Origin of the sequence: Pseudomonas sp. TR47 (assembly GCF_044143025.1) — a bacterium.
Lineage (GTDB): Bacteria > Pseudomonadota > Gammaproteobacteria > Pseudomonadales > Pseudomonadaceae > Aquipseudomonas > Aquipseudomonas putida_E.
The window spans coordinates 88,138-105,843 of sequence record NZ_JBHFCS010000011.1 but is presented as its reverse complement, the minus strand read 5'-3'; the positions used below and the strand labels follow the sequence as shown (position 1 = coordinate 105,843).

Sequence of the window (17,706 nt, the reverse complement as noted above, 5' to 3'; positions counted from 1 at the left end):
TAACGAGGAATCCATGAAGGTTCTTGTAGCTGTCAAACGAGTGGTCGACTACAACGTCAAGGTTCGCGTCAAAGCGGACAACTCCGGCGTCGACCTTGCAAACGTCAAGATGTCCATGAACCCCTTCTGCGAAATCGCCGTGGAAGAAGCCGTGCGCCTGAAAGAGAAGGGCGTGGCAAGCGAGATCGTCGTCGTCTCCGTCGGCCCGACCACTGCTCAGGAGCAGTTGCGTACTGCCCTGGCCCTGGGTGCCGATCGTGCCATCCTGGTCGAAGCGGCTGACGAACTGAACTCCCTGGCCGTGGCCAAGGCGCTCAAAGCCGTTGTCGATAAAGAACAGCCGCAGCTGGTGATCCTTGGCAAGCAGGCCATCGACAGCGACAACAACCAGACCGGCCAGATGCTGGCGGCGCTGACTGGCTACGCCCAGGGCACCTTCGCCTCCAAGGTTGAACTGGCTGGCGACAAGCTGAACGTCACCCGTGAAATCGATGGCGGCCTGCAGACCGTATCGCTGAACCTGCCAGCGATCGTCACCACCGACCTGCGCCTGAACGAGCCGCGCTATGCGTCGCTGCCGAACATCATGAAGGCCAAGAAGAAGCCGCTGGAGACCCTGACTCCAGACGCGCTGGGCGTATCGCTCGCCTCCACCAACAAGACCTTGAAAGTCGAAGCGCCAGCTGCTCGCAGCGCGGGTATCAAGGTCAAGTCGGTGGCCGAACTGGTCGAGAAGCTGAAGAACGAAGCGAAGGTAATCTAAATGACTATCCTGGTTGTCGCTGAATACGAGAACGGTGCCGTAGCCCCGTCCACCCTGAACACTGTCGCCGCAGCCGCCAAGATCGGTGGTGATGTGCACGTGCTGGTCGCTGGCCAGAACGTCGGTGGCGTTGCCGAATCCGCTGCCAAGATCGCTGGCGTTGGCAAGGTACTGGTTGCCGACAACGCAGCCTACGCCCACGTCTTGCCCGAAAACGTCGCGCCGTTGATCGTCGAGCTGGCCACGGGTTACAGCCACGTGCTGGCCCCGGCCACCACCAACGGTAAGAACATCCTGCCGCGCGTTGCCGCGCTGCTGGACGTCGATCAGATCTCCGAGATCATTTCGGTTGAATCCGCCGACACCTTCAAGCGCCCGATCTATGCCGGTAACGCCATTGCCACCGTGCAATCGAGCGCTGCTGTGAAGGTGATCACCGTGCGTACCACCGGCTTCGATGCTGTGGCCGCCGAAGGTGGCTCCGCTGCCGTTGAAGCGGTAGGCGCCGCGCACGATGCCGGTATCTCCGCCTTCGTTGGCGAAGAACTGGCCAAGTCCGACCGTCCAGAGCTGACCGCTGCCAAGATCGTCGTTTCCGGTGGCCGCGGCATGGGCAACGGTGACAACTTCAAGCACCTGTACAGCCTGGCCGACAAGCTCGGCGCTGCCGTGGGTGCCTCGCGCGCTGCGGTCGACGCAGGCTTCGTACCCAACGACATGCAGGTCGGCCAGACCGGCAAGATCGTTGCCCCGCAGCTGTACATCGCCGTCGGTATCTCTGGCGCGATTCAGCACCTGGCCGGCATGAAGGACTCCAAAGTGATCGTTGCGATCAACAAGGACGAAGAAGCGCCGATCTTCCAGGTGGCCGACTACGGCCTGGTCGCTGACCTGTTCGAAGCGGTTCCGGAGCTGGAAAAGCTGGTCTGATCCGCCTGCTTCACTTATAAAGAAGCCCGGCCCTTGTAACGAGGGCCGGGTTTTTTTATGCGGGCAAGGAGTGAAGGATGGCGTTTCGTGAAGCAGGCAAGGTGCTGGTGTGCACGATGGCGATGCTTTCACCGCTGGCGATGGCGGCTGGCAAGTGTGAGCGTCTGGTGGCGACTGGCAGCCCGGATGCTCCACCTTACTCCTGGCAAGACCCGAAAGACCCGAAACACCTGATTGGCGCCAACGTCGATCTGTTGCGCAAGGTGGCCGGGGAGCTGGGGCTGAAAGTGGAAGTCCTCAATGCCGGCAGGCGCGATCAGGCGCTGGAAGAGGTGCGCAGTGGGCGCATGGATCTGTTGCTCGACACCCCCCTGCAGGTGGAGCAGTTGACCGCACTGGATTACATCCACCCGCCCTTGCAGCTCAATGAATACCTGGTCTGGACGCGCCATGACGCCGACGTGGAATTCAACGGCCCGGCGGATCTGGCCCATTACCAGGGTAGCCTGTCGGAGCGTGCCCGCCTGACCCCGGCTTTCAGTGCATTTGCCAGGGCGCAGTTGAAGCTGGTACCGGCGCAGAACCTGACCCAGGCCTTCCAGAAGCTGGTGCTGGGCCAGGTGGACTACGTGCTGGCTGGGCGTTACTCGGGCATGGCCATGACCCAAAGCCTGGGCATGAGCAATGACCTGATCGCTCGCGGCCTGCCGGTCGACCGGCCAGGGTTGTACCTGGCTGTGTCGCACAACTCGGCATGCAATGACACTTGGTTGCGTGGGCAACTGGCAAAAAAGCTGACAGAATTGCCGATCTCTGGTGCGTCTGAAGCCGTGCTGCAACGTAATGTCGAGCGCTGGAAAGCGCAGATGGATGTGCAGGCGGACGCCCCCAAACAGTAGGAAGAGTGCGTGAGAACCCAATCACTGATCCTTGCCGTGGCCATGCTCGGCCTGGCCGGCTGCGCCAACGACCCGGCGCCCAATGAACAGATGCGTATTTCCGAGCAGGCGCTGGAACAGGCAAAAGCGGTCGGTGCCACCGACCAGGTCGAGGTGTTGAAGCTTGCCGAAGACAAGCTCGCCCGCGCCAAGAGCGACATGCTGACCGAGGACTACCGCGACGCCCGCATGCGTGCCGAGCAGGCCGAACTCGATGCCCGCCTGGCCGAGGCGCGCGTACTGAACCAGAAGAGTGAGGAGCAGCTCGGCGTATTGCAGTCGCGGGTCAAGCGCTTGCGCAAGCAGCTGGAGGTGCAGCCATGAAGGGCTTCAAACCCATGGTGGCGCTGGCATTGCTGGCGCTGGCTGGCGGGCTGCAGGGGTGCGCCAGTCAGCGCAGTGCAGCGGCGCTGGACGATGCCTCGGCGGCCTTCCAGAAGGTCAAGGATGATTCCGCTGTGCTGCGCAGCGCACCGCGTGATGTGATCCGCGCCGGTGAGTCGCTGGCCCGCGCCGAGCGCTTGTCCAGCTACATCGGCACCGGCAGCGACGTGCGCCACTATGCGTATCTGAGCCAACGTTACAGCGAAATCGCCGGTGAGCACGCGAAGTTGGCGCTGAGTCAGGAGCGTCTGGCCAAGCTCGACCTTGAGCGTCAGCGCCTGCAGCTGGCCCTGCGCGAGGCCAAGCTGGCCAGCGTGCAGCAGCAGGGTGAATGGGTGGAAGCGCAGATTGCGGCGCTGGCCTCGCAGCAGGCCGATCGCGGGCTGGTGATGACCTTGGGTGATGTGCTGTTCGACACAGGTCGTGCGGACCTCAAGAATTCGGCCAGTCGCACGGTGCTCAAGCTGGTCCAGTTCCTTCAGCTCAACCCGCGCAGGGTGGTGCGGATCGAGGGCTATGCCGACAACACCGGCGCGCCGGAAGATAACCTCAAGCTGTCGCGCGACCGGGCGCAGGCAGTGGCCGACATGCTGGTCGACCTGGGTGTCGACGAAAAGCGTCTGCAGGTTGAAGGGTATGGCGATCAGTACCCGATCGAGGCCAATGCCTCGGAGCGGGGCAGGGCGCAGAACCGCCGGGTGGAGATCGTCTTCTCCGATGACAAGGGCAGGCTTGCTCCGGCACGCTGACCGCTGGCGCCTCTTCGCGGCTTGAGAAGAGGCGCGCTGGTTAACTCTTTCGATAGCGGCCACGCCACTGTAATGTCGACTATTGTGCAATCTGTCCCAGTACACTTTGCAACTGTTACGGTATCCTCTACCGTAAGTGAGTCGTACAAGAACAATGAGCCGTCCGCGCGTCGAGATATCGCCATGACCAACCTGCTGCTGTATCAGCGTATCGCCCAGCAACTGGCCGATGACATCCGCCGTGGTGTCTATCAGCCAGGCGAGCGCGTGCCGTCCGTGCGCAAGATGAGCGCCCAGCTCAACGTCAGCCATGCCACGGTACTGCAGGCCTATGCCAATCTCGAAGACCAGGGGCTGATCCGCGCCCGGCCGCAGTCGGGCTACTACGTGCACCAGACCCCGGCGTTGACTGCACAGACACCTGACATTGCCAGGGTCGAGCGCCCCGGCCTGGTCACCCGCGCAAGCATCATCCAGCAGGTGCTGACCGAGGCCCGTCGTGACGGCGTGTTTGCGTTCGGTGCCGCCGTTCCCCATGTCGACTACCTGCCAGTGCGTGCCTTGCATCAGCAGATTGCCAAGGTCACGCGCTTTCACAGCCCGCGTGCTTTCAGCTACATGTTCAGCCCGGGCTTCGAGCCGTTGCGTCGGCAGATCGCGATCCGCATGCGTGATGCTGGCGTGCTGGTCGATCCCAGTGAGGTGATCGTCACCCATGGCTGTGTCGATGCCCTGCAAATGTCACTGCGCGTGCTGACCCGCCCGGGGGATCTGATTGCTGCGGAGTCACCCACCTATTACGGCCTGCTGCAGCTGGCTGATTTGCTAGGGCTGAAGGTGATCGAGATTCCCAGCGACCCGTCCACTGGCATCAGTCTGGAAGCGCTGCAACTGGCGGCCAATCAATGGTCGATCAAGGCGCTGGTACTGACCACACGCCTTAGCAACCCGCTGGGCGGCACTATCCCCGAAGAGCGGCAGAAGCAGTTGTTGCGCCTGGCTTCGGACTTCGACATCCAGATCGTCGAAGACGACATCTATGGCGAGTTGATGTTCGAGCAGGGCAAGACCAAAGCGCTCAAGGCATTCGACCGGCTGGACCGTGTGATCTACTGCTCGAGCTTTTCCAAGACATTGTCACCTGGCGTGCGCGTTGGCTGGATGGTGGCGGGGCGATACCAGGACGAAATCCAGCGGCTGCAGACCTTCACCACCCACTCGGCCTGCAGTGTCACGCAGATGGGGGTGGCGGCTTACCTGGAGAACGGCGGTTATGATCGCCACCTGCGGTATATCCGCCAGGAGTACCGCAAGAACCTCAGTGCCTACCAGTTGGCTGTGCAACAGCACTTTCCCGAGGGTACGCAGATGACCCGGCCCACGGGCGGCTTCATTCTGTGGGTCAGCCTGCCGGGGCGGGTCAACACTCAAGAGCTGCATGTGCGTGCGCTGGAGCAGGGGATCAGTATCGCCCCTGGGCTTATCTTCAGTAATACCGAGCAGTTCAACCACTGCATCCGTCTCAACTGCGGTATTCCATGGAACAAGGAAGCCGAACGGGCGGTGATGACGCTGGGCATGCTGGCCCAGCAATTGTGCAGGGAGTCTGTAACTGCGCTTTTGTAAGGCTTGCCAGGCGCAGGCGGAACAGAGAGCATACGCACTCTTGAAGCCTGCCTATCGATGTCCATGAAACTGTTGCGTCGTATTGCCCTGGTTTTTTGCCTCATGTCAGTGTGTTTGACCTCTGGTGTGGCCCACGCTGCGCAGCCTGCCAAAGCGGACAACGCCAAGGCGTCGCCTGCGCACAAGCCAGCCAGCAAGGCGGCAACCCAGCAATTGCCCGCGGCGCACCTGGATCTGAGCCTGCCTGCCGAGATGGTCAACCAGCTTGAGCCCAGCGTCGGCAGTTCGGCCGTGCGCCGAAAACCCTTGCTGCCGGCCATGTTTACGGACAAACCGCACGCCGGTGACAGCCCGTTCCAGCTCAATGGTCGCTTGATCAGCAACGAGATGCAGCTGCAGTTGCGCAATGACAGCCGGCGTGATGTGGAAGGGGCGGCGATCGAGTTTGAGTTCCGCCAATAGCCTGGGCGAACTGACTGCCGGGTCACTGCAGATTTCATCGGGCCAGCAATTTCAAACGTATGTTTGAGCGGTTAGTATTCGGGGACGTTCGTCCCGTTTTGTTTCAGGGGGTCCTGATTTTATGAAATGCCGTGAGGGTTGCGGTGCCTGCTGCATCGCCCCGTCCATCACTTCCGCAATGCCGCGCATGCCAGACGGCAAGCCGGCTGGCATGCGCTGCCTGCACCTGACCGCCGACAACCTCTGCGACCTGTTCGGCAAGCCCGAGCGGCCGGCGGTCTGTGGTGGGTTCAAGGCGGATATCGAGGTGTGCGGCAATGATCGCGACGAGGCAATCAGGATTCTCGGTTGGTGGGAGCAGATGACGGCGGCGTGACAAGGCTGGATCTTCGACAACAAGGATAAAGATGATGAGATCGTTCAAGCGTATTGCACTGCTGTGTGGCGTGGGCTTGCTGATGGCGCCGGCCGCCTGGGCCGAGAGCTGGCAAGTGGCCAAGGACGAGGAGGGGATCAAGGTCTCTCTCAGTGAAGTGCCGGGGTCCAAGTACAAGGCCTACCGTGGTGTGACCCTGATCAAGGCGCCGTTGGCCAGGGTGCAGGCTCTGCAGGAAGACGTGGCAGGGGCGTGCACCTGGATACATGAGTGCAAGTCGCAGAAGTTGCTCAAGCACGAAGGTGACCAGAGCTGGACCTACACCCAGTTCAATACGCCGTGGCCGGTAACGCCGCGCGATTCGGTGTTGCATGTCACCACCGTCAAAAACGCTGATGGCAGCCTGACGCGTAACCTCAAGGAAGAGCCGACCTATATGCCCGAAGAGAAGGGGTATGTTCGGGTGGCGAAAGTTGAAGGCTTCTGGAAGTTGGTGCCCAAAGGGGAGAGTACAGAAGTGACCTATCAGGTGCATACCGAGCCGGGTGGCAGTGTGCCCGCGATGGTAGCCAACAAGTTTGTAGTGGATGCGCCGTTCAATACCCTGAAAAGCTTGCGTGAGCGGGCAGAGAAGAACTGAAGCCAGGGCAGGGGCAAAGCAATGAAAAAGGCTGCCCGAGGGCAGCCTTTTGCGTTCGGCTTCAAAAGCTTACTTGCGGTCCTTCAGCTCAACGATGTCACGCGGCAGTTCGCCGGTGTACAGCTGGCGCGGGCGGCCAATCTTGTACGGGCTGGAGAGCATTTCTTTCCAGTGCGAGATCCAGCCCACGGTACGTGCCAGGGCGAAGATCACGGTGAACATGCTGGTCGGGATGCCGATCGCCTTCAGGATGATGCCCGAGTAGAAGTCGACGTTCGGGTACAGCGAGCGCTCGATGAAGTACGGATCGGTGAGCGCGATCTCTTCCAGGCGCATCGCCAGTTCCAGCTGCGGGTCGTTCTTGATGCCGAGTTCGCCCAGGACTTCGTCGCAGGTTTTCTTCATCACGGTGGCGCGCGGGTCGCGGTTCTTGTACACGCGGTGACCGAAGCCCATCAGCTTGAACGGGTCGTTCTTGTCCTTGGCCTTGGCAATGTACTTGTCGATGTTCGAGACATCGCCAATTTCATCGAGCATGGTCAGCACGGCTTCGTTCGCACCGCCGTGGGCAGGGCCCCACAGTGCGGCGATACCGGCGGCGATACAGGCGAACGGGTTGGCACCCGAAGAGCCGGCCAGGCGGACGGTGGAGGTGGAGGCGTTCTGCTCGTGATCGGCATGGAGGATGAAGATCTTGTCCATTGCCTTGGCCAGCACCGGGCTGATCGGTTTGATCTCACACGGGGTGTTGAACATCATGTGCAGGAAGTTTTCCGCGTACGACAGGTCGTTGCGCGGGTACATCATGGGCTGGCCCATGGAGTACTTGTAAACCATCGCGGCCAGGGTCGGCATCTTGGCGACCAGGCGCACCGCGGAAATTTCGCGGTGTTGCGGGTTATTGATGTCCAGCGAGTCGTGGTAGAACGCCGACAGGGCGCCGACTACGCCGCACATTACGGCCATCGGGTGGGCGTCGCGGCGGAAACCGTTGAAGAAGGTCTTCAGCTGCTCATGAACCATGGTGTGGTTCTTGACGGTGCTGACGAACTGGGCCTTCTGCTCGGCATTGGGCAGTTCGCCGTTGAGCAGCAGGTAGCAGGTTTCCAGGTAGTCCGATTGCTCGGCGAGCTGTTCGATGGGGTAGCCGCGGTGCAGCAGCACGCCCTTGTCGCCGTCGATGTAGGTGATCTTCGACTCGCACGAAGCGGTCGCCATGAAACCTGGGTCGAAGGTGAAGTGACCAGTGGCCCCCAACCCGCGGACGTCGATTACATCAGGACCAACGGTGCCGGTTAAAATGGGCAGCTCGACGGGGGCAGCGCCCTCGATGACCAACTGCGCTTTTTTGTCAGCCATGTGGCCTCCTATTAATGCTTGAAATCATCAGACAGACCCCCCACGCAGGGCCCGCACCACTATAGAGAAGTAAATTCGAATGTCAATTTGCCTAAAGGCTGGTTGAAACCCGCTCTGAGGCCTGATTTTTCAAGAAATTCTCGCCCATTTACGCCTTTTGCTCGCTAAAGGCAATGCGCTATTTGGGCTACCCCGTCACGTTGTCATAAGCAGCCTAACTGTCTATACTCGGCACCCGACCGCCAGGGGCTTGCAAGCCCGAACTGCTGGGGGTCGCCGTTCCCTGGGTGGTGGGTACCTGACCAGTACACTTACCAACAACTTTGCCCTGATTCGCTAGGGGCTCTTCAGTGTGAAAAAAGCCGTGAAAAGCCAACGACCTGTAAACCTAGACCTAAGGACCATCAAGCTCCCTGTCACAGCGTACACGTCCATCCTGCACCGTATCTCCGGCGTCATCCTGTTCCTCGGCCTTGCCATCATGCTTTATGCACTGGGCAAGTCGCTGGGTTCCGAGGAAGGCTTCGGTGAGGTGAAGGCGTGTCTGACCAGCCCGCTGGCCAAGTTCGTGACCTGGGGCCTGCTATCCGCCCTGCTTTATCACCTCGTGGCAGGTGTGCGTCACCTGATCATGGACATGGGTATCGGTGAGACGCTGGAAGGCGGCAAGCTGGGCTCGAAAATCGTGATCGTCATCTCCGTGGTGCTGATCGTTCTGGTGGGAGTTTGGGTATGGTAACCAATGTCACGAACCTGTCGCGTTCGGGCCTCTATGACTGGATGGCGCAGCGCGTCTCGGCGGTCGTTCTCGCGGCTTACTTTCTCTTCCTGATCGGCTACGTGGTCGCCCACCCAGGCATCGACTACACCCAGTGGCATGGTCTGTTCTCCAATAACGCGATGCGGATCTTCAGTCTGCTGGCCCTCGTTGCCCTGGGCGCTCACGCCTGGGTCGGCATGTGGACCATTGCAACCGACTACCTGACGCCAATGTCGTTCGGCAAGTCGGCAACTGCGATTCGTTTCCTGTTCCAGGCGGTATGCGGCGTTGCGATGTTCGCTTACTTCGTCTGGGGTGTGCAGATTCTCTGGGGTATCTGATCCATGGCTAGCATTCCAACCATTTCCTTCGACGCCATCATCATCGGTGGCGGCGGCGCCGGCATGCGCGCAGCGCTGCAGCTGGCCCAGGGCGGTCACAAGACTGCCGTGGTCACCAAGGTCTTCCCGACCCGTTCGCACACTGTTTCCGCCCAGGGCGGCATCACCTGCGCCATCGCTTCGGCCGACCCGAACGACGACTGGCGCTGGCACATGTACGATACCGTCAAAGGTTCCGACTACATCGGTGACCAGGACGCTATCGAATACATGTGTCAGGAAGGCCCTGCTGCGGTCTTCGAGCTGGACCACATGGGCCTGCCGTTCTCGCGTACCGAAACCGGTCGTATCTATCAGCGTCCGTTCGGCGGCCAGTCCAAGGACTTCGGCAAGGGCGGCCAGGCTGCACGTACCTGTGCTGCTTCCGACCGTACCGGCCACGCACTGCTGCACACCCTCTATCAGGGCAACCTGAAAGCGGGCACCACCTTCCTGAACGAGTACTACGCTGTCGATCTGGTGAAAAACCAGGACGGCGCGTTCGTGGGTGTGATCGCGATCTGCATCGAAACCGGCGAAACCCTGTACATCAAGTCCAAGGCCACCGTATTGGCCACTGGCGGTGCGGGCCGTATCTACGCCTCGACCACCAACGCCCTGATCAACACCGGTGACGGCGTCGGCATGGCCCTGCGTGCCGGTGTGCCGGTGCAGGACATCGAAATGTGGCAGTTCCACCCGACCGGCATCGCCGGCGCTGGTGTACTGGTCACCGAGGGTTGCCGCGGTGAGGGTGGCTACCTGATCAACGCCCACGGCGAGCGTTTCATGGAGCGTTATGCTCCGAACGCCAAAGACCTGGCCGGCCGCGACGTGGTCGCCCGTTCCATGGTCAAAGAGATCATCGCTGGCAACGGTGTGGGCCCGAACAAGGACCACGTACTGCTGAAGCTGGACCACCTGGGCGAGGAAGTGCTGCACAGCCGCCTGCCAGGCATCTGCGAACTGTCCAAGACCTTCGCTCACGTCGACCCGGTTGTAGCGCCGGTGCCGGTCGTGCCGACCTGCCACTACATGATGGGTGGTGTTGCCACCAACATTCATGGCCAGGCCATCACCATGGACGCCGAAGGCAAGGACCACATCATTCCGGGCTTGTTCGCCGTGGGTGAAGTGGCGTGCGTATCGGTTCACGGTGCCAACCGCCTGGGCGGTAACTCGCTGCTCGACCTGGTCGTATTCGGCCGCGCCGCCGGCCTGCACCTGGAGAAGGCGCTGAGCGAAGGCGTCGAGTACCGCGATGCCAGCGATACCGATGTCGACGTCGCCCTGAACCGCCTGAACAAGCTCAACGAGCGTACCACTGGCGAAGACGTCGCAAGCCTCAAGCGTGAGCTGCAAAGCTGCATGCAGAACTACTTCGGTGTATTCCGTACTGGCGAATACATGCAGAAGGGTATCGAGCAGCTGGCTGGTCTGCGTGACCGCATCGCCAACGTGAAGATCAACGACAAGTCCCAGGCCTTCAACACCGCGCGTATCGAAGCGCTGGAGCTGCAGAACCTGTTGGAAGTCGCCGAAGCTACCGCCATCGCGGCCGAAGCCCGTAAAGAGTCCCGCGGCGCTCACGCCCGTGAAGACTTCGAAGACCGTGACGACGAAAACTGGCTGTGCCACACCCTGTACTACCCGGGTGAGAAGCGCGTGGCCAAGCGTGGCGTCAACTTTGCGCCGAAGACTGTTCCAGCCTTCGAACCAAAAGTCCGGACTTATTGAGGGTGACTGCTATGTTGAAAGTCGAAGTTTATCGCTACAACCCGGATACCGACTCGGCGCCCAAGATGGAGTCGTTCGACGTCGATACCGGCGGCAAGGACCTGATGGTGCTGGACGTGCTGGCGCTGATCAAGGAGAAGGACGAGGGCTTCTCGTACCGTCGCTCCTGCCGTGAAGGCGTTTGCGGTTCCGATGGCATGAACATGAACGGCAAGAACGGCCTGGCCTGCATCACGCCGCTGTCCGGCGTGGTCAAGGGCAACAAGCTGGTTCTGCGCCCGCTGCCTGGCCTGCCGGTCATTCGTGACCTGGTCGTCGATATGAGCATCTTCTACAAGCAGTACGAGAAGGTGAAGCCATTCCTGCAGAACGACACGCCGGCCCCGGCCATCGAGCGTCTGCAGTCGCCGGAAGATCGCGACAAGCTGGACGGTCTGTACGAGTGCATCCTGTGCGCTTGCTGCTCGACTTCCTGCCCATCGTTCTGGTGGAACCCGGACAAGTTCCTGGGCCCCGCCGCCTTGCTGCAGGCCTATCGCTTCCTGGCCGACAGCCGTGACACCAAGACCCAGGAGCGCCTGGCGTCCCTGGATGACCCGTTCAGCGTCTTCCGCTGCCGCGGGATCATGAACTGCGTCAACGTTTGCCCTAAGGGTCTGAACCCGACCAAGGCAATCGGCCACGTACGTAACATGCTGCTGCAAAGCGGCACCTGATTCAAAGCGTTGTAACTGCAGTAAGCCGAGGTGCGGGTGGTGAACCCGCACTGAGGTAAAACCTGAGCAAGGGCCCAAAAAGCCCGCGCTCGATACCTATGAAGATATGAGACCAGCAGGGGCTTTCCGGGCTGGTACCCGGAAAATCAGCAGGATCCAAGTGGCGTGGTTCAGTCGCTGTGTTCGGACTTTTCCAGGTTTGCTGTGGCTCTCGCCGATCAGTCCCCTAACCGAGGGTGACCAAGCATGCAAGAAAGCGTGATGCAGCGCATGTGGGAAAGCGCCCACCTTTCAGGTGGTAACGCTGCATATGTGGAAGAGCTCTACGAACTCTACCTGCACGACCCTAACGCTGTGCCAGAAGAGTGGCGCACTTACTTCCAGAAGTTGCCCGCCGACGGCAGCACCGCTACCGATGTATCGCACTCGACAATCCGCGACCATTTCGTACTGCTGGCAAAGAACCAGCGCCGCGCCCAACCGGTATCTGCCGGGAGCGTGAGCAGTGAACACGAGAAGAAGCAGGTTGAAGTTCTGCGACTGATCCAGGCCTATCGTATGCGCGGCCATCAGGCTGCCAAGCTTGACCCCTTGGGGTTGTGGCAGCGCCCTGCGCCCGTAGACCTGTCGATCAATCACTACGGCTTGACCAATGCCGATCTTGATACGACCTTCCGTGCCGGCGACCTGTACATCGGCAAAGAGGAAGCGAGCCTACGCGAGATCGTCGAGGCGCTCCAGAAGACATATTGTCGCACCATTGGCGCCGAGTTCACCCATATCGTCGATTCCGAGCAGCGCAGCTGGTTCCAGCAGCGCCTGGAAAGCGTGCGCGGCCGCCCGGACTTCTCCGCCGACGTGCAGGCCCACCTGCTCGAGCGCGTGACGGCCGGTGAAGGTCTCGAGAAGTACCTGGGCACCAAGTACCCGGGCACCAAGCGTTTCGGCCTTGAGGGTGGCGAAAGCCTGATCCCGATGCTGGACGAAATGATCCAGCGTTCCGGCTCCTACGGTACCAAGGAAGTCGTGATCGGCATGGCCCACCGCGGCCGTCTGAACGTGCTGGTCAACACCTTCGGCAAGAACCCGCGCGAGCTGTTCGACGAGTTCGAAGGCAAGAAGATGAACGAGCTGGGCTCCGGTGACGTGAAGTATCACCAGGGCTTCTCCTCGAACGTGATGACCACCGGTGGTGAAGTTCACCTGGCCATGGCGTTCAACCCGTCCCACCTGGAAATCGTCTCCCCCGTGGTCGAAGGTTCGGTGCGCGCCCGTCAGGACCGCCGCAACGATACCGCCGGCGACAAGGTGCTGCCGATCTCGATCCACGGTGACGCTGCCTTCGCAGGCCAGGGCGTGGTCATGGAAACCTTCCAGATGTCGCAGACCCGCGGTTTCAAGACCGGCGGCACCGTGCACATCGTGATCAACAACCAGGTTGGTTTCACCATCAGCAACCCGCTGGACTCGCGTTCCACCGAGTACGCCACCGACGTTGCCAAGATGATCCAGGCGCCGATCCTGCACGTGAACGGCGATGACCCGGAAGCTGTGCTGTTCGTGACCCAGCTGGCCATCGATTACCGCATGCAGTTCAAGCGTGACGTGGTCATCGACCTGGTCTGCTACCGTCGTCGCGGCCACAACGAGGCCGACGAGCCCAACGGTACCCAGCCGCTGATGTATCAGCAGATCAGCAAGCAGCGCACCACCCGTGAGCTGTACGCCGAGGCGCTGATCCAGGCCGGTCGCATCGATGCCGAGCGCGCCCAGGCCAAGATCGACGAGTACCGCAATGCCCTGGACAACGGCCTGCACGTGGTCAAGAGCCTGGTCAAGGAGCCGAACCGCGAGCTGTTCGTCGACTGGCGTCCGTACCTGGGCCACGCCTGGACTGCGCGTCACGACACCCGTTTCGACCTCAAGACCCTGCAGGACCTGTCGGCCAAGCTGCTCGAGCTGCCGGAAGGCTTCGTCGTCCAGCGTCAGGTGTCGAAGATCTACGAAGACCGTCAGAAGATGCAGGCCGGTGGCTTGCCGATCAACTGGGGTTACGCAGAGACCATGGCCTACGCCACCCTGCAGTTCGAAGGTCACCCGATCCGCATGACCGGCCAGGACATCGGCCGTGGCACCTTCTCGCACCGCCACGCGGTGCTGCACAACCAGAAGGACGCCAGCACCTACGTGCCGCTGCAGAACCTGTTCCCGGGCCAGCCGCGCTTCGACCTGTACGACTCCTTCCTGTCGGAAGAAGCGGTACTGGCCTTCGAATACGGTTACTCGACCACCACGCCGAATGCGCTGGTGATCTGGGAAGCCCAGTTCGGCGACTTCGCCAACGGTGCGCAGGTGGTGATCGACCAGTTCATCACCAGCGGTGAGCACAAGTGGGGCCGCCTGTGCGGTCTGACCATGCTGCTGCCTCACGGTTACGAAGGGCAGGGCCCGGAGCACTCCTCCGCGCGTCTGGAGCGTTACCTGCAGCTGTGCGCCGAGCACAACATCCAGGTCTGCGTACCGACCACCCCGGCACAGATCTACCACCTGCTGCGTCGTCAGGTCATCCGTCCGCTGCGCAAGCCGCTGATCGTGCTGACGCCGAAGTCGCTGCTGCGCCACAAGCTGGCCGTCTCGACCCTGGAGGACCTTGCAGAAGGTTCGTTCCAGACCGTGATCCCGGAAATCGACACCCTGGATCCTGCCAAGGTCGAACGCCTGGTGCTGTGTGGTGGCAAGGTCTATTACGACCTGCTGGAAAAACGCCGTGCCGAAGGCCGCGAAGACATCGCAATCGTGCGTATCGAGCAACTGTACCCGTTCCCGGAAGACGACCTGGTCGACATCCTGGCGCCGTACACCAACCTCAAGCATGCCGTCTGGTGTCAGGAAGAGCCGATGAACCAGGGCGCCTGGTACAGCAGCCAGCACCACATGCGCCGTATCCTGGGCCGCCACAACAAGGCGCTGGTCCTGGAATACGCCGGCCGCGACGCTTCCGCCGCGCCAGCCTGTGGTTACGCTTCGAAGCACGCCGAACAGCAGGAAAAACTGCTGCAAGACGCCTTCACTGTCTAACGCCTTCGCGCACCTGAAACCGAATTTAAGGAAACACTGATAATGGCTATCGAGATCAAAGCCCCAACCTTCCCGGAATCGGTTGCCGATGGCACCGTTGCCACCTGGCACAAGAAGCCGGGCGAAGCCGTCAAGCGTGACGAGCTGATCGTCGACATCGAGACCGACAAGGTCGTCCTGGAAGTACTGGCTACCGCCGATGGCGTGATGGGCGACATCGTCAAGGGCGAGGGCGATACCGTCCTGTCCGACGAAGTGCTGGGTTCGATCGTGGAAGGTGGTGCTGCTGCCGCCGCGCCTGCTGCCGCTCCTGCCGCCGCTGCTCCGGCAGCCGTTGCCGCCGATGCCGGCGAAGACGACCCGGTTGCCGCTCCGGCCGCGCGCAAGCTGGCTGAAGAGAACGGCATCGACCTGGCTACCGTTGCCGGTACCGGCAAAGGTGGCCGCGTCACCAAGGAAGACGTGGTTGCTGCAGTTGCCAACAAGAAGTCCGCGCCTGCCGCTGCTCCGGCTGCCAAGCCTGCCGCTGCCGCCCCGGTTGTGGCCGCTGCTGGCGATCGCACCGAGAAGCGTGTGCCGATGACCCGCCTGCGTGCCAAGATCGCCGAGCGTCTGGTTGAAGCCCAGTCCAACATGGCGATGCTGACCACCTTCAACGAAGTCGACATGACCGAAGTCATGGCCCTGCGTTCGAAGTACAAGGACCTGTTCGAGAAGACCCATAACGGCGTGCGCCTGGGCTTCATGTCGTTCTTCGTCAAGGCCGCTACCGAAGCGCTGAAGCGTTTCCCTGCTGTCAACGCCTCGATCGACGGCAACGACATCGTCTACCACGGTTTTGCCGACGTCGGCGTTGCCGTCTCCAGCGACCGTGGCCTGGTGGTGCCGGTACTGCGCAACGCCGAATCGATGAGCCTGGCTGAAATCGAGAACGGCATCGCCACCTTCGGCAAGAAGGCCCGCGACGGCAAGCTGTCGATCGAAGAAATGACCGGCGGCACTTTCACCATCACCAACGGTGGTACCTTCGGCTCGATGATGTCGACCCCGATCGTCAACCCGCCGCAGGCCGCCATCCTCGGCATGCACAACATCATCCAGCGTCCGATGGCCATCAACGGCCAAGTGGTAATCCGCCCGATGATGTACCTGGCGCTGTCGTACGATCACCGCCTGATCGACGGCAAGGAAGCGGTAACCTTCCTGGTGACCATCAAGAACCTGCTGGAAGATCCGTCCCGCCTGCTGCTGGACATCTAATCGCGCAGCTGTAAGCTGCAAGCCGCAAGCTTCAAGCCGAAGCCTGCTGGACTTGCGGCTTGCAGCTTGCCGCTTGAAGCTAAAAAGGAATCTTTTATGACCCAGAAATTCGACGTAGTGGTGATTGGTGCAGGTCCTGGCGGTTATGTGGCTGCCATCAAGGCTGCCCAACTTGGTCTGAAGACTGCCTGTATCGAGAAGTACACCGACGCCGAGGGCAAGCTGGCCCTGGGTGGCACCTGCCTGAACGTAGGTTGCATTCCGTCCAAGGCGCTGCTGGACAGCTCCTGGAAGTACAAGGAAGCCAAAGAGAGCTTCAACGTCCACGGCATCTCCACTGGCGAAGTGAAGATGGACGTGGCCGCGATGGTTGGTCGCAAGGCTGGCATCGTCAAGAACCTGACCGGTGGCGTTGCCACCCTGTTCAAGGCCAATGGCGTCACTTCGATCCAGGGCCACGGCAAACTGCTGGCTGGCAAGAAAGTCGAAGTCACCAAGGCTGATGGCACCACCGAAATCATCGAAGCCGAGAACGTGATCCTGGCCTCCGGCTCGCGTCCGATCGACATTCCGCCGGCTCCGGTCGACCAGAACGTCATCGTCGACTCCACCGGCGCCCTGGAATTCCAATCGGTTCCCAAGCGTCTGGGCGTGATCGGTGCTGGCGTGATCGGCCTGGAGCTGGGCTCGGTGTGGGCTCGCCTGGGTGCTGAAGTCACCGTCCTGGAAGCCCTGGACACCTTCCTGATGGCTGCTGACACCGCAGTGTCGAAAGAAGCCCAGAAGACCCTGACCAAGCAAGGCCTGGACATCAAGCTGGGCGCTCGCGTCACCGGCTCGAAAGTCAACGGCAACGAAGTCGAAGTGACCTACACCAACGCCGAAGGCGAGCAGAAGATCACCTTCGACAAGCTGATCGTCGCGGTCGGCCGTCGCCCGGTGACCACCGACCTGTTGGCCTCCGACAGCGGCGTGAACATCGACGAGCGTGGCTACATCTTCGTTGACGACCACTGCGCTACCAGCGTACCGGGCGTCTATGCCATCGGCGACGTTGTCCGCGGCATGATGCTGGCGCACAAGGCCTCGGAAGAGGGCATCATGGTCGTCGAGCGCATCAAGGGCCACAAGGCCCAGATGAACTACGACCTGATCCCTTCGGTTATCTACACCCACCCGGAAATCGCGTGGGTCGGCAAGACCGAACAAGCCTTGAAGGCCGAGGGTGTTGAGGTTAACGTAGGCACCTTCCCGTTCGCGGCCAGCGGCCGTGCGATGGCGGCCAACGACACCGGTGGTTTCGTCAAGGTCATCGCCGATGCCAAGACCGACCGCGTACTGGGTGTACACGTGATTGGCCCGTCGGCTGCCGAACTGGTTCAGCAGGGCGCGATCGCAATGGAATTCGGCACCAGTGCCGAGGATCTGGGCATGATGGTCTTCAGCCATCCAACCCTGTCCGAAGCGTTGCATGAAGCAGCGCTGGCAGTGAATGGCGGCGCCATTCACGTGGCCAACCGTAAGAAGCGTTAATTATAAGAAACCACG

Annotated in this window: 17 protein-coding genes; 16 read left to right on the top strand and 1 reads right to left on the bottom strand. The window is 61.2% G+C overall.

All coding sequences use genetic code 11. The annotated features are described in order from the left end of the window. Positions 1-13: 13 nt before the first annotated feature. From ACEWE8_RS14000 to ACEWE8_RS13960, 9 genes are all read left to right on the top strand, one after another. Positions 14-763 carry an electron transfer flavoprotein subunit beta/FixA family protein gene (locus ACEWE8_RS14000; protein WP_046785257.1) on the top strand — a complete coding sequence of 250 codons (750 nt, stop codon included), beginning with the start codon at positions 14-16 and terminating at the stop codon, positions 761-763. Then, positions 764-1,693: an electron transfer flavoprotein subunit alpha/FixB family protein gene (locus tag ACEWE8_RS13995; protein ID WP_046785256.1), complete on the top strand. Its 930-nt coding sequence runs from the start codon at positions 764-766 to the stop codon at positions 1,691-1,693. A gap of 77 nt (positions 1,694-1,770) precedes the next feature. Then, positions 1,771-2,592, top strand: a complete 822-nt coding sequence (locus ACEWE8_RS13990) for an ABC transporter substrate-binding protein (RefSeq protein WP_046785255.1) — start codon at positions 1,771-1,773, stop codon at positions 2,590-2,592. A 9-nt stretch (positions 2,593-2,601) separates the two neighbouring features. Beyond that, positions 2,602-2,955, top strand: a complete 354-nt coding sequence (locus ACEWE8_RS13985; RefSeq protein ID WP_046785254.1) for a DUF4398 domain-containing protein — start codon at positions 2,602-2,604, stop codon at positions 2,953-2,955. Beyond that, positions 2,952-3,764, top strand: a complete 813-nt coding sequence (locus tag ACEWE8_RS13980; RefSeq protein WP_046785253.1) for an OmpA family protein — start codon at positions 2,952-2,954, stop codon at positions 3,762-3,764. Before ACEWE8_RS13985 ends, ACEWE8_RS13980 begins: the two co-directional genes overlap by 4 nt. Positions 3,765-3,947: 183 nt before the next feature. Next, positions 3,948-5,390, top strand: coding sequence for a PLP-dependent aminotransferase family protein (locus ACEWE8_RS13975; RefSeq protein WP_046785252.1), 1,443 nt, complete (start codon positions 3,948-3,950; stop codon positions 5,388-5,390). 63 nt (positions 5,391-5,453) lie between these two features. Beyond that, the gene (locus ACEWE8_RS13970; RefSeq protein WP_046785422.1) at positions 5,454-5,852 is read left to right on the top strand and encodes a hypothetical protein; all 399 of its coding nucleotides are present in this window, start codon (positions 5,454-5,456) and stop codon (positions 5,850-5,852) included. Between the two features lie 121 nt (positions 5,853-5,973). Continuing rightward, a complete protein-coding gene (locus tag ACEWE8_RS13965; RefSeq protein WP_012315353.1) occupies positions 5,974-6,228 on the top strand; it encodes a YkgJ family cysteine cluster protein in 255 nt (84 codons plus the stop codon). A gap of 34 nt (positions 6,229-6,262) precedes the next feature. Continuing rightward, positions 6,263-6,868 carry an START domain-containing protein gene (locus ACEWE8_RS13960; RefSeq protein ID WP_046785251.1) on the top strand — a complete coding sequence of 202 codons (606 nt, stop codon included), beginning with the start codon at positions 6,263-6,265 and terminating at the stop codon, positions 6,866-6,868. Positions 6,869-6,937: 69 nt separating this feature from the next. Here ACEWE8_RS13960 and gltA read toward each other — a convergent pair whose 3' ends face one another. Then, on the bottom strand, positions 6,938-8,227 hold the full coding sequence (gene gltA / locus ACEWE8_RS13955; protein WP_046785250.1) for a citrate synthase: 1,290 nt from the start codon (positions 8,225-8,227) through the stop codon (positions 6,938-6,940). 352 nt (positions 8,228-8,579) lie between these two features. On the opposite strand from gltA, the gene sdhC reads away from it, so the two are divergent. The 7 genes from sdhC (at position 8,580) to lpdA (ending at position 17,691) form a co-directional block, all read left to right on the top strand. Beyond that, entirely contained in the window at positions 8,580-8,966 is a 387-nt protein-coding gene (gene sdhC / locus ACEWE8_RS13950) for a succinate dehydrogenase, cytochrome b556 subunit (RefSeq protein WP_012315350.1), read from the top strand. After that, positions 8,960-9,328 (top strand): succinate dehydrogenase, hydrophobic membrane anchor protein, encoded by a 369-nt coding sequence (gene sdhD, locus ACEWE8_RS13945; RefSeq protein ID WP_003254214.1) that lies wholly within the window; start codon positions 8,960-8,962, stop codon positions 9,326-9,328. The genes sdhC and sdhD overlap by 7 nt, the downstream gene beginning before the upstream one ends. 3 nt (positions 9,329-9,331) lie before the next feature. Then, positions 9,332-11,104 carry a succinate dehydrogenase flavoprotein subunit gene (gene sdhA / locus ACEWE8_RS13940; protein WP_012315349.1) on the top strand — a complete coding sequence of 591 codons (1,773 nt, stop codon included), beginning with the start codon at positions 9,332-9,334 and terminating at the stop codon, positions 11,102-11,104. An 11-nt stretch (positions 11,105-11,115) separates the two neighbouring features. Further along, positions 11,116-11,820 carry a succinate dehydrogenase iron-sulfur subunit gene (locus ACEWE8_RS13935; protein WP_012315348.1) on the top strand — a complete coding sequence of 235 codons (705 nt, stop codon included), beginning with the start codon at positions 11,116-11,118 and terminating at the stop codon, positions 11,818-11,820. Between the two features lie 246 nt (positions 11,821-12,066). After that, positions 12,067-14,898: a 2-oxoglutarate dehydrogenase E1 component gene (locus ACEWE8_RS13930; RefSeq protein ID WP_012315347.1), complete on the top strand. Its 2,832-nt coding sequence runs from the start codon at positions 12,067-12,069 to the stop codon at positions 14,896-14,898. A gap of 42 nt (positions 14,899-14,940) precedes the next feature. Then, positions 14,941-16,158 (top strand): 2-oxoglutarate dehydrogenase complex dihydrolipoyllysine-residue succinyltransferase, encoded by a 1,218-nt coding sequence (gene odhB, locus ACEWE8_RS13925; protein ID WP_039602468.1) that lies wholly within the window; start codon positions 14,941-14,943, stop codon positions 16,156-16,158. 96 nt (positions 16,159-16,254) lie between these two features. Next, positions 16,255-17,691, top strand: coding sequence for a dihydrolipoyl dehydrogenase (gene lpdA / locus ACEWE8_RS13920; RefSeq protein ID WP_039602469.1), 1,437 nt, complete (start codon positions 16,255-16,257; stop codon positions 17,689-17,691). Positions 17,692-17,706: the final 15 nt, after the last annotated feature.